Annotated in this window: 8 protein-coding genes; 7 read left to right on the forward strand and 1 reads right to left on the reverse strand. The window is 50.0% G+C overall.

The annotated features are described in order from the left end of the window. Window positions 1-146 precede the first annotated feature (146 nt). The 3 genes from G358_RS0120455 to G358_RS30560 are packed head-to-tail and all read left to right on the forward strand — an operon-like array spanning window position 147 to window position 3,561. Complete coding sequence (locus G358_RS0120455) at window positions 147-1,031, forward strand: carbohydrate ABC transporter permease (RefSeq protein WP_019639122.1); 885 nt, start codon at window positions 147-149, stop codon at window positions 1,029-1,031. After that, the gene (locus G358_RS0120460) at window positions 1,031-1,861 is read left to right on the forward strand and encodes a carbohydrate ABC transporter permease (protein ID WP_019639123.1); all 831 of its coding nucleotides are present in this window, start codon (window positions 1,031-1,033) and stop codon (window positions 1,859-1,861) included. The genes G358_RS0120455 and G358_RS0120460 overlap by 1 nt, the downstream gene beginning before the upstream one ends. Before the next feature lie 38 nt (window positions 1,862-1,899). After that, a complete protein-coding gene (locus G358_RS30560) occupies window positions 1,900-3,561 on the forward strand; it encodes a response regulator (protein ID WP_019639124.1) in 1,662 nt (553 codons plus the stop codon). Between the two features lie 89 nt (window positions 3,562-3,650). On the opposite strand, the gene G358_RS0120470 is transcribed toward G358_RS30560, so the two are convergent. Further along, window positions 3,651-4,379 (reverse strand): Crp/Fnr family transcriptional regulator, encoded by a 729-nt coding sequence (locus G358_RS0120470; protein WP_019639125.1) that lies wholly within the window; start codon window positions 4,377-4,379, stop codon window positions 3,651-3,653. Between the two features lie 480 nt (window positions 4,380-4,859). On the opposite strand from G358_RS0120470, the gene adhE reads away from it, so the two are divergent. The 4 genes from adhE to G358_RS0120490 all read left to right on the forward strand — a co-directional run bounded on the left by adhE (window position 4,860) and on the right by G358_RS0120490 (window position 12,487). After that, window positions 4,860-7,475 carry a bifunctional acetaldehyde-CoA/alcohol dehydrogenase gene (adhE, locus tag G358_RS0120475; protein ID WP_019639126.1) on the forward strand — a complete coding sequence of 872 codons (2,616 nt, stop codon included), beginning with the start codon at window positions 4,860-4,862 and terminating at the stop codon, window positions 7,473-7,475. Window positions 7,476-7,760: 285 nt separating this feature from the next. Then, entirely contained in the window at window positions 7,761-10,022 is a 2,262-nt protein-coding gene (gene pflB / locus G358_RS0120480; RefSeq protein ID WP_019639127.1) for a formate C-acetyltransferase, read from the forward strand. 87 nt (window positions 10,023-10,109) lie between these two features. Next, window positions 10,110-10,853 carry a pyruvate formate-lyase-activating protein gene (gene pflA, locus G358_RS0120485; RefSeq protein WP_019639128.1) on the forward strand — a complete coding sequence of 248 codons (744 nt, stop codon included), beginning with the start codon at window positions 10,110-10,112 and terminating at the stop codon, window positions 10,851-10,853. 260 nt (window positions 10,854-11,113) lie between these two features. Continuing rightward, window positions 11,114-12,487, forward strand: coding sequence for an extracellular solute-binding protein (locus tag G358_RS0120490; RefSeq protein ID WP_019639129.1), 1,374 nt, complete (start codon window positions 11,114-11,116; stop codon window positions 12,485-12,487). Window positions 12,488-12,496 lie beyond the last annotated feature (9 nt).

Raw genomic sequence — 12,496 nt, forward strand, 5'->3', positions numbered from 1 at the left:
CATTTCAATTGACATGTAGAACATTCGGATGACATGTAGAACATTCGGAACGTGCGAAACATGTGGAGCACCCCAGGCAATCCAGGTGGTGCTCCTTTTCACAGCATAGCCATGTTGCAACCAAGTAAGAAGCTGGAGGTTTTTTTATGAATAAGGCGATGAGAAATCCGCTGATGTATGCGTTGTTTCTAATTCCGACCTTTATCGGTATCGTATTATTTTTTATTTATCCCGTAATTAATGCCGCATTTTACAGCTTTACCGATTGGAACGGGATTGCCAAGACGTACAACTTCAACGGGTTCGCAAATTATACGAAGTCCATGAGCCAAAACGCGTTTTGGGTGTCGGTCAGAAATAATGGCTTCTTTATTCTGTTTTCTGTTTTTATCCAAGTTCCGCTTATTATCCTCTTCTCGCTTTTAATTGCGAACGTCAAGAAGCTGAAGGGGTTGTATAAAACGGCCGTATTTATGCCTTCTGTCATGTCGACGGCGGTGATTGGTATTTTGTGGGGATTTATTTATGAACCGGATATCGGGCTGTTCAACAATGTGCTTGGACTGTTCGGCATCGACAAAGTTTATTGGCTGTCGGATCGGAACTGGGCCATGATCTCCATCCTGATCACGAATGCCTGGCAGTGGACAGGATTCTATATCGTTATGGTGCTGGCCGCGATCATCTCCATTCCGAAGGAGCTGGACGAAGCGGCGATGATTGACGGAGCGACAGGCTTCCAGCGGGCCATGCGGATCACGATGCCGCTCATTATGCCGATCGTGTCGGTCGTCATCATGCTGTCGATCGCCGGAGCCATGAAGGCGGCGGACATCATCATCGTCATGACCAAGGGCGGACCGGCTGGATCCACTGAGGTGATGGCCACCTATATGTTGAAGCACTCCATCACCAGCTTTAAGTACGGATACGGGAACAGCATCGCGGTCTTGATTTTTATTTTTACACTTATCATTACTGCGCTTTATCAAGTCCTTGTAGTGAGAAGAACGGAAAGGATCGAATACTGATGACAAAAAAACTCAAGGGCAGCCTGGCTCATATTCTGTTGTTGATTTATTTGCTGGTCATACTGTATCCATTCTTGTTCGTAGTGTTCTCATCGGTGAAGACCGACAATCTGGCGATCGCCCAAAATCCGTTCGGCTTTCCGAAGGAATTCCAGTGGACGAACTACGTGGAAGCCTGGGTGAATGCGAAAATCAGCACTTACTTTCTGAACAGCTTATACATTGCCGTCATCGCCGCGGTAGCGACGATCATCATGGCTTCCATGGCCTCCTTCGCGCTTACCCGGATGCGGTTCACGAAGCTTAGTCCAATGCTGTACCAGATCATCATTCTCGGCATACTCATACCGGGCAACGCTTTGCTGCTGCCGATATATAATCTGATGCGCTCGACGAACCTGCTGGATACGCACTGGGCGCTGCTCATCCCTTATGCGGCAAATTCTATCCCGTTCTCGGTCGTCATTTTAACGGCCTTCATGAAATCGCTGCCCAGCGAGATCGAGGAAGCCGCCGTCGTGGACGGGCTGAGATCTCCCGGTATCTTTGCCAGAGTGGTGATGCCGCTTACGGTTCCGGCGCTCGTGACCGTCTTTATCGTTAACTTCCTTGGCAACTGGAATGAATTTTTGCTTGCCAATTACTTTTTGTCCGAGGACTCGCTTAAGACGCTTCCAGTGGGGATGGTAGGCTTTCGCGATGCATTCAGCATTAACTATGCGCAAATGTCGGCGGGAATCGTCTACAGTGTCGTACCTGTCATGGTGATCTATGCGATTTTGCAAGAGAAGATCATAGAAGGTTTGACGGCCGGAGGCGTAAAAGGATAGATTAACAGTAGAACGGTGACTACGAAGGGGAATGCTCTGTGGATATCAAGGCGCTGCTCATTGATGACGAGCCTCTTATACTCAATCATTTGAAAAATGCGATTCCATGGAACGAGCTGGGGATCGAGCTTGTTGGAACGGCCCGGAACGGTGTCAAGGGGCTGGAACTGGTCGTGGAATACGAGCCGGACCTCATTTTGTGCGATATCCGGATGCCGCTCATGGACGGCCTGGAATTTCTCCGTAAGCTCCGCCAGCTCGGGTATGAGACTGAGGTCATTATGCTGACCGGGTATCAGGAGTTCGAATACGCCCGCCTGGCGCTGCAGCATGGAGTGAAGGATTATATATTAAAGCCGATCAATTATACGGAGCTGGAAGCGGCGATTGGCAAACTTGCGGACGAGGTCCGTTGCCGGCGGTCGGAGAGGCGCAATGCGGAGCAGGAGCTGCAAAGGATGACGGGGCTGGCGCACGAGAAAATGATGTTCGACGTGCTGATGGGCTTTGCGGACGGCTTGCCGCGGTATTGGGCTGCGGAGGAGGAGCAGGGCGGCGAGCTTCGATACGGACTGTTTCTGGTCGATCTGGACGGTTATGCCCAGCACACTGTGTCCTGGACGGAGCAGGAGCGCAAGCTGTGGAACTTTGCGGTGCGCAATGTGCTGCAGGAGGCGATCCCGGGCCAGCAACCTCATTATACCGTCGTCCAAATGCGGCAAGGGGAGTGGTGCGTGCTGATTGAGTTCGCGCGGCGCTCGCGCGATGAGGCTGCTTTGGAGCGGTTGGAGGAATGGGCTCGGGAAATCCAGCGTGCCGTCAAGCAGCATATCAAACTGACGGTCAGCCTAGCCTGGAATCAAGAGCTGCTGAACCTGAGGGCGCTGTCCGGGGCGTACAACAAGCTGCAGCGTGGCCTCATGCTCCATGCAGGCCATGAGCAACTGCTGCCCTTGACAGAAGATGCGCTGGCACATGATGCGGCGGCGGTATCGGAATGGCAGCTCGTCGAGGAAATTACATCGGGGCTGAAAATGTTCGACAAATCAAAGGTCGAGCAGGGGCTGGAGCAGTTGAAAACCAATTTGCCGCATATTTCCGAGCGTTCGGTGCTCGGCATTGAGAAGTTTTTGCAATACAGCATCATTCATTTGCTGCGGGAAATGCGTGAGCTGGATTTCATGAACTCCCAGGAAGAGGGGAAGATGTGGCAGCATTTGCAGCACAGCCAAAACGTGAAGGATTTGCTAAACGTCATCACGGAGCTGGAAAGCCATATCCGGGAGCTTGAAATCAATAAGAAGTCCAGCGAGCTGCTGATGGTTTCTGCAGGGGAATATATTCAACGCAATTTGAGTACGGATATTGGGGTCGACGATATTGCGAATTACCTGAATATAAGCTCAAGCTATTTCAGCCATTTGTTTAAGAACTATTACGGGGAGACGTTTGTTGAACATTTGCGGAAGCAGCGCATGGAGCTGGCCAAGACGATGCTGCGTCTGACTTCCCGCAGCGTTACTGAAATCGGCGTCCTGGTCGGCTATAGCGACCGGCGTTATTTCTCCAAGGTGTTCCAGCGCTATGCCGGCGTGACGCCAACCGAGTACCGGGAGCAGGAAGAACTGCCAGGGAGCGGCAATGCGCAGGAGAATGTGCGTACGGATTCGAGCGGGGATTCAAACAAACAGCAAACTTAAGTCCCGCAGGAACAGCCTTGCGCTTGCGGCAAAATGAAAAGCAACCTCCTCCCGGTCGAGATGAGGTTGCTTCCTGCGTCTTGCCTCTATTAAATCCGGCATATTTCGTTCGGGCACAGCTCACAGTGACAAATGTCCTGCAGCATGACAAGGTCTTTTATAAGGATCATGCCGTTTACGTATTCCAGCGCATCTTTCTTGCGCAAATCACTGAGCATCCGGTTAACGCTTTCCCGGGTCGCGCCGATCATGTTGGAGAGATCCGTATGCGTAATCTTTTTGTTGATCAAAATGTTATCGCCTTGCTTCTCGCCATAGGTATTGCTGAGACGAATCAGGGTCGAGCAGAGCGCTCCCGGCTTGCCGTACATCATCAGGTCGCGGAATTTGGTCTGCGTCAGGCGGTGATGGATGCCCATCCATTTCATGAAGTCAATGGCAAAATCGCAATGCTGGCAGATCAGGATTTCGAGATCCTTTTGTTCAATAATGCCGACTTCGCTGTCTTCAATTACTTCGGCGGTAAAGCTGTGCTTCGAGCTGAAGAAGGGATCAGCTTGGCCGACCATGTCTCCGCGCCCGTACATATATAGAATAAGCTCTTTGCCTTCATCCGTCGATTTGGTTAATTTGATGCGCCCTCTTTTTACGAAGAACAGCTTGTCGGAGAAGTCGCCTTCCCAGAACAGATGCGTTCCTTCCGGATACGTCTTATCTTTCATCGTGACGAGAAGACGATTGAAGTTTTGCTCCGTAAAGCAGCTCGTATTCCCACGGGGCGGGGTTGCCGTTGCCGTTGCCGTTGCGAATTCAGTCATTTTAAATCCCCCTCATACTCCAAATTTTTCTGAAAATTTTAAATTAATTTAAATTAATTATATACTGAACGCAAAGCTTTGGGGCGGCTTGCAAGGCCTGAAAAGTGTCTAAATTCTAACATTGTGACTATTTTCACTATCATAACGCCAAAAAACTCATTGCAGAACGGGAATCGCTATGAAATGTATTCTTCGTCAGATCAGGGGATCGGGTAAGAGAAGGCGCTGTGGAGAAAGCAATTTCGTCTATCCCAATGTAAACTAGGTTTGAAAATAACGTCAATACAGTTGAAAGTTTTCAACTTCTTTAAAGTATGTGAAATTATTCACTATACAAACCGAGAATCGTGTGGTATGATCAAGGTAACAAAAGAGAAGCAAAAAGCTTCCAATGGATAAACCATAAAGTGAAAATATTCACAACGCCCCCTTTGAGAGACTAGACAGGTTGATCCATTTGAAATTAGGAGGATGAGAGAAATGGCCGTAAAAAACAATGTGACCACAAAGCAGCAGCCTACCGCAGAGGATTACATCCAATCCTTGATCGACAAAGCCAAGAAAGCGACTGAGGCATTCATGGGCTTGGATCAGGAGAAAATCGACAAAATTGTACAAGCGATGGCTCTGGCCGGTCTCGACAAGCACATGTATTTGGCGAAGATGGCTGTGGAGGAAACTGGACGCGGCGTATATGAAGACAAAATTATTAAAAACATGTTCGCGACCGAGTACATCCACAACAGCATCAAGTACGACAAGACGGTGGGCGTCATCGAGGATAATCCTTATGACAGCTTCCAAAAAATCGCTGAGCCGGTCGGCATCATTATGGGGATCACGCCTGTGACGAACCCGACATCCACGACGATTTTCAAAGCGATGATCGCGATCAAGACCCGTAACCCGATCATCTTCGGCTTCCATCCATCCGCACAGCGCTGCAGCGCTGAAGCGGCGAAAATTTTGCTGGAAGCAGCGGTTAAGCATGGCGCGCCAGCGGACTGCATCCAATGGATCGAAGATCCTTCTATGGATCGGACGAACGCCTTGATGAATCATCCTGATGTGGCCTGTATTTTGGCGACAGGCGGTTCGGCAATGGTTAAAGCGGCATACAGCTGCGGCAAACCTGCGCTGGGCGTTGGCCCTGGCAACGTGCCTTGCTTCATCGAGAAAAGCGCTGACCTGGATCAAGCTGTCAACGACCTCATTTTATCCAAAACTTTTGACAACGGCATGATCTGTGCTTCTGAGCAAGCGGTCATCATCGAAGAACCGATTTTCGATCAAGTGAAGAAGAAAATGATTGCGAACGGCTGTTATTTTGTCAACAAAGAGGAAGCTGCCAAGCTGACAGCTGGCGCGATCATTGCTGATAAATGCGCGGTGAACCCTACAATCGTAGGCCAGCCTGCTACGAAGATTGCCGAACTGTGCGGCATCGACGTACCTGCCGGAACGAAAATTCTGGTAGCCGAAATCGAAGGCGTGGGACCTAAATTCCCGTTGTCCGCTGAAAAATTGAGCCCTGTGCTCGCCTGTTACAAAGTAAAAACCGCAGAGCAAGGCATCGACCGCGCGCTGGAAATCGTCCAATTCGGAGGCATGGGACACTCGTCGGTCATCCATTCCAATAATGAAGAAATTATTCAAAAGTTCTCGGACCGCATGCCAACCTGCCGGATCCTGGTGAATCAACCGTCTTCGCAAGGTGGTATCGGTGACATCTATAATACGAACCTGCCATCGCTTACGCTGGGCTGCGGATCTTACGGACGCAACTCGACTTCGTCGAACGTAACGGCTGTCAATTTGATCAACGTGAAAAGGGTGAATCGTCGTACCGTGAATATGCAGTGGTTCAAAGTACCAAGCAAAATCTATTTCGAGAAAAACTCGACGCAATATCTGGCCAAAATGCCGGACATCAGCCGCGTATTGATCGTTACTGACCCGATGATGGTTAAGCTCGGATATGTGGAAAGAGTGGAGCACTATTTGCGCCAACGCCAAACCCCGGTTGCGATTGAAGTGTTCTCGGATGTTGAGCCGGATCCATCGACAACGACGGTAGAACGCGGTACTGAAATGATGGCCAAGTTCCAGCCGGACTGCATTATCGCACTCGGCGGCGGTTCGCCGATGGACGCTGCGAAAGGAATGTGGCTGTTCTACGAATATCCGGATACTGATTTCCACAACCTGAAGCAAAAATTCATGGATATCCGCAAACGGACTTACAAATACCCGCGTCTCGGTCAAAAGGCGAAATTCGTGGCGATTCCTACCACTTCGGGTACAGGTTCGGAAGTTACTCCGTTCACGGTTATTACAGATAAAATCAACGGCAACACGAAATATCCTTTGGCGGATTACGAGCTGACTCCAGATGTAGCGATTATCGACCCTCAGTTTGTGTACAGCTTGCCTAAAGTGGCTGTCGCAGATACAGGTATGGACGTTTTGACACATGCGATCGAGGCTTACGTATCGGTTTTGGCTAACGACTATACGGATGGACTTGCGATCAAAGCGATTCAACTCGTATTCCAATACCTGGAGCAATCGGCGCTGACCGGCGACAAGCTGGCGCGTGAGAAAATGCATAACGCTTCGACGCTGGCAGGTATGGCTTTTGCCAACGCATTCCTGGGCATCAACCATAGCTTGGCGCATAAATGGGGCGGTCAGTATCATACCGCACACGGCCGCACCAACGCGATTCTGATGCCGCACGTTATCCGCTACAATGCGAAAAAGCCTACGAAATTCGCAGCATGGCCTAAATATACGAACTTCGTGGCCGACGAGCGCTATGCGGAAATAGCCCGCATCCTGGGACTGCCTGCACGCACGACGGAAGAAGGCGTCAAGAGCCTGATCAAAGCGATTCGCGATCTGAACAAGAAGCTTGGCATTCCAGAGAGCTTCCAGGAGCTTGGCTTCGATGCAAAAGACTTCGAATCGCGCGTCGACTACTTGGCTGACCGTGCATTTGAAGACCAATGTACGACGGCGAATCCGAAGCTGCCGCTCGTAAGCGAGCTTGCTGAAGTGTACCGCGACGCATTCTACGGCCGCTTCGAAGAGTAAAATCCGGGCCGTCTAAAATTTTAAAGTATTAAAATTAATGCGTTCAAAAAATAGTGACAAATATCACTTTTCGAGTGATATTTGTCACAATCCTTTTGTCCAAACTGGTATATCATTGCAGTATAGAGATCCCCCAATGATTGATGAGTTCAGTGGATTCGCATACAGATAGAAATAGCTTATCAGTGTCAAAGTTGTGAAAATTATCACAAATTTTAGGGATCCAAGGGTGCGGGATTTATAAACCTTCAGCCCGCATACATTATATAAATGGAGGGAATCAAGATGTCGGTGATTGAAAGAGAAGTACAAGGTGTACAGTCCGCTTGGAGAGGTTTCAAAAAAGGAAAATGGATGAGGGAAGTCAATGTACGCGATTTTATCGACAATAACATTGCTCCTTATGTCGGAGATGAATCCTTCTTGGCAGGACCAACGGACAACACGGTCGCCCTGTGGGACATCGTGTCCGACCTAACGAAGAAAGAGCGGGACGCAGGCGGAGTGCTCGATGTTGACGTGAACACACCATCCACGATCGTATCCCACGCTCCAGGTTACTTGGATAAGGACAAGGAACAAATCGTCGGTGTGCAAGGCAGCGCGCCTTTCCAGCGTACGATCCATCCTTTCGGTGGAATTAATATGGTATTCAACTCTTGCAAAGCTTATGGATTTGATTTGCCAGAGAGCATTGTTGATATGTTTACGACGATTCGCAAGACGCATAACCAAGGCGTTTTTGATGCATATACTACGGAGATGAGAGCGGCTCGCAAAGCAGGCATCATTACAGGCCTGCCCGATGCTTACGGACGCGGCCGGATTATCGGCGACTACCGCCGGGTGGCCCTTTATGGCGTAGACTTCCTCATCAAGCAAAAACAGAATGAACTGAAAAGTCTTGAAGTCGATGTGATCGACGAAGATGTTATCCGTCTGCGCGAAGAGCTGTCCGAACAAGTCCGCGCACTCGGTGAATTGAAGCAATTGGGCGAAATGCACGGCTTCGATATTTCCAGACCTGCGACGACAGCAAAAGAAGCATTCCAATGGCTTTATTTCGCATATTTGGCTGCTGTTAAGGAGCAGGACGGTGCGGCTATGTCCCTTGGACGCGTATCCTCCTTCCTCGATGCTTACATTGAGCGTGACATTGCCGAAGGCACGATTACGGAAGTAGAAGCGCAAGAGCTGGTTGACCATTTCGTCATGAAGCTGCGTATTGTGAAATTTTTGCGTACGCCGGAATACAACGATCTGTTCAGCGGAGACCCTACTTGGGTAACTGAATCGATCGGCGGGATGACGGTACAAGGAGCGACTCGCGTGACCAAGAACAGCTTCCGTTTCCTGCATACTCTTTATAATCTGGGTCCTGCGCCTGAGCCTAACCTTACAGTGCTCTGGTCTGAGCAATTGCCGGAGGCGTTTAAGAAATATTGCGCCAAAGTATCTATCGAGACCAGCTCGATCCAATATGAGAACGATGACTTGATGCGTCCGATCTACGGCGACGACTACGGTATCGCTTGCTGCGTATCCGCGATGGAAATCGGGAAACAAATGCAATTCTTCGGCGCCCGTGCGAACTTGGCTAAAGCGCTGCTGTATGCGATAAACGGCGGTAAAGACGAGAAATCTGGCGCACAAGTTGCTCCTGAATTCCCGGCTATCACGTCTGAATATCTGGAATACGATGAAGTGATGAAACGCTTCAAGCCGATGATGGAATGGCTGGCTAAACTGTATGTGAACACACTGAACGTTATTCACTACATGCACGATAAATATTGCTACGAGCGGATCGAAATGGCGCTGCATGACCGCGACATTCTCCGCACGATGGCTTGCGGCATCGCCGGCTTGTCCGTAGCGGCTGACTCACTTAGCGCGATTAAATACGCTAAAGTCAAACCGGTCCGCAACGAGAACGGGATCGCGGTAGATTTTGAAATCGAAGGCGAATTCCCTTGCTACGGCAACAACGACGACAAAGTTGACCAAATTGCCGTTGAACTTGTAGAGAGCTTCATGGAGATGATCCGCAAGCACAAAACGTACCGCAACGCCATGCCGACACAATCCGTATTGACCATTACTTCCAATGTAGTATATGGTAAGAAGACAGGTACAACGCCTGACGGACGTAAAGCAGGCGAACCGTTTGCGCCAGGGGCTAACCCGATGCATGGCCGCGATAAGAAAGGTGCGCTGGCATCCCTGAGCTCCGTAGCGAAACTGCCTTACGAGCACAGCCTTGACGGTATTTCCAATACGTTCTCGATCGTGCCAAAAGCGCTCGGCAAAGAACCGGAAATTCGCAAGAACAATCTGGTTGCCATGATGGACGGCTACTTCGGCAGCAAAGCCCATCACCTGAACGTCAACGTCTTTGACCGCGAGCAATTGATGGATGCGATGGAGCACCCTGAAAATTATCCGCAGCTGACGATTCGCGTATCCGGTTATGCTGTTAACTTCATCAAACTGACTCGTGAGCAGCAGCTCGATGTTATTAACCGCACATTCCATGGTGCAATGTAATAAATGTAATAAATACATGCTTCAATGAAATAAATACAGGGTATGAAAATCAATAACTGCAGCCAACAACAGAAAGGGTGACGAAACATGCTTAAAGGTCGCATACATTCATTGGAGACATTCGGAACGGTCGATGGCCCAGGCATTCGCTTCGTCCTCTTCATGCAAGGCTGCTTGCTGAAATGCCAATACTGCCACAATCCCGATACATGGAGCCTGACGGACGGGAAGGAAATGACACTGGAAGAGGTGCTCGCTGAAATTGAGCCGTACCTTAACTACTATCGGACGTCAGGCGGCGGGTTGACGGTATCAGGTGGAGAGGCTACACTGCAGGCGCCATTTGTGACGGAACTGTTCCGTGAAGTGAAGAAGCGCTGGAATTTGCATACAACGCTTGATACGAACGGTTACAATGAAGGCCCGAAAATTATCGAACTGTTGGATGTCACCGATCTGGTCATGCTCGACTTGAAACATATCGACAACGAGAAGCATATCAAGCTGACCAGCAAGCCGAACGATCGGATGCTGAATATGGCGAAATGGCTGTCTAAGGAAGGCCGCAGCATGTGGATCAGGTACGTGCTTGTTCCAGGCCTTACCGACGATGAGCAGGATTTGCTGAATCTCGGACGGTTTATCGGAGAGCTGAACGCGGTAGAGAAATTCGAAATACTTCCTTATCATCAGATGGGCATATACAAATGGCAGGAGCTGGGTTGGAGTTATCCATTGGAAGGCGTGCCTTCGCCGACGGAGGCGGAGGTTCAGCGGGCATACGAGCTCATTGAAGAAGGAAGAAAGCAAGCGGTATCCGCGATTTCATAATACGATCTATGTTGGACGGGGCCGTCCCAAATTAGTTGCCGACTAATTGGGACGGCCTTTTTGTGCGCGGCTTCACCGTCTAATCCTCCCCCTGTTCCATAGATTTGTTCACTTACGAAACAGATGTGCACGGTCTATAATAGAGTTAGGTAGTGATAGGTAGTGATATGCACTCGATAGAAAGTGACAGATTATGACACATAGTTTTAGATAGTCACAGATAGTGACAGCTTCATATAAAATAGGGGGCTTTGCATTCAATGAGAAATCGTTCCATGTTATGCCTGCTTCTGCTCTTTATCACTGCGGCTATGCTTGCGTCTGGATGTGATAAGGGGAACGAGGGCGCTAGTCCGGCAGGGGCGAATGGATCCTCCATCCGGGAGCAGGAAAAAATTAGTGACGAGCCTTTTGAAGTGACGATTCGGCATACGCAGGTCGGGGAATCCAAGAAATTTCGGCTGGCGATTCTAAAAGATGTCGTTCGGCAGACCGAAGCGGATATTCCCGGTTTGAAAATCCGGCTGGATGCGGTGGATTCCGAGGTGAACCGCAAGGAGAAGCTGCGCGGCGAGATGGCTGCCGGCAAGCCGCCGGACATCTTTGACGTGTTTGGCAGCCCGGATTCCGGGATTTATGCGCGGGAAGGACTGATGCTCGATTTGACCCCCATATTGGATGAGCTGGGGCTCAAAAATAAAATCAGGGGCCTTGAGGCGTATACGCATGACGGAAAAATTTACGGTTTGCCCGCAGGAGCATCAATCGAAGGTTTCTTTTATAATAAAGCTTATTTCGAAGAGAAGGGGCTGCACGTGCCACGGACGCTTGACGAGCTGGAGCAGTTGGCGGAATTCATTAAGGCGGACGGCAAAATTCCGTTTGCCCAGTCCTCTAAGGAAGCGTGGGTTCCGTTAATGACGACGAACAATTTGTGGTCGTATTTCGCGGGGCCCGAAATTACGTACGGCTTCAGGTCAGGCACTGCCAAGTGGACCGACCCGGATGTCGTACGGGCCTTCGAGAAGCATAAGGAATGGGTTGATAAAGGATATTACATGCCCGGCGAGCTGGCCTCGGAATATACCGAAATGAGAAATCAAATCATTAGCGGCGAAGCGATGATGATGATGGACGGATCTTGGGCGAACTCAGTTTTCAGAGATCCTGATCAGGCGGGTGATTTAATCGGCAAAATCGGTTATTTCAACATGCCGCCGGAAGCGGAGGGTGACCCATACATCGTCATGAACGACTTTAACAACGGGTATGGTTTTTCAAGCTCGCTGGCGGACGATCCCCGTAAATTGCAGACGGTGAAGCGGTTCATCGTGAATTTTTGGACGGAGGAAATGCAGCTGCGCGGGCTGAAAGAGGACGGCGTGCTCCCTGCTTTGGTCATCGATGCCGAACGTCTTGCGGATACGGTAAGCGATCCCTTGCTGCAGGACATTTTTAACGGCGTAGAGCAAATTGATATTTCATATCCCGCCTATGACGCGCTTGTCCAGACGCCGGTCAATGAGGCCCTGGGGCTCGGATTCCAGCAAGTGCTCAGCGGGGCGGCGGAGCCGGGAGCAATGCTCGAAGCGCTGCAGCGGACGCAGCAGGCAGCAAACACGGAGCTTCCGTAAGAACTACTT

The sequence above is a fragment of the Paenibacillus fonticola DSM 21315 genome (assembly GCF_000381905.1).
GTDB classification, from domain to species: domain Bacteria; phylum Bacillota; class Bacilli; order Paenibacillales; family Paenibacillaceae; genus Fontibacillus; species Fontibacillus fonticola.

Bases quoted from the DNA above. Each gene is read 5' to 3' on its own strand.
- G358_RS0120470 (WP_019639125.1), bottom strand. From the start codon at position 4,379: ATGACTGAATTCGCAACGGCAACGGCAACGGCAACCCCGCCCCGTGGG.
- G358_RS0120460 (WP_019639123.1), top strand. From the start codon at position 1,031: ATGACAAAAAAACTCAAGGGCAGCCTGGCTCATATTCTGTTGTTGATT.
- adhE (WP_019639126.1), top strand. From the start codon at position 4,860: ATGGCCGTAAAAAACAATGTGACCACAAAGCAGCAGCCTACCGCAGAG.
- G358_RS0120455 (WP_019639122.1), top strand. From the start codon at position 147: ATGAATAAGGCGATGAGAAATCCGCTGATGTATGCGTTGTTTCTAATT.
- pflA (WP_019639128.1), top strand. From the start codon at position 10,110: ATGCTTAAAGGTCGCATACATTCATTGGAGACATTCGGAACGGTCGAT.
- pflB (WP_019639127.1), top strand. From the start codon at position 7,761: ATGTCGGTGATTGAAAGAGAAGTACAAGGTGTACAGTCCGCTTGGAGA.
- G358_RS0120490 (WP_019639129.1), top strand. From the start codon at position 11,114: ATGAGAAATCGTTCCATGTTATGCCTGCTTCTGCTCTTTATCACTGCG.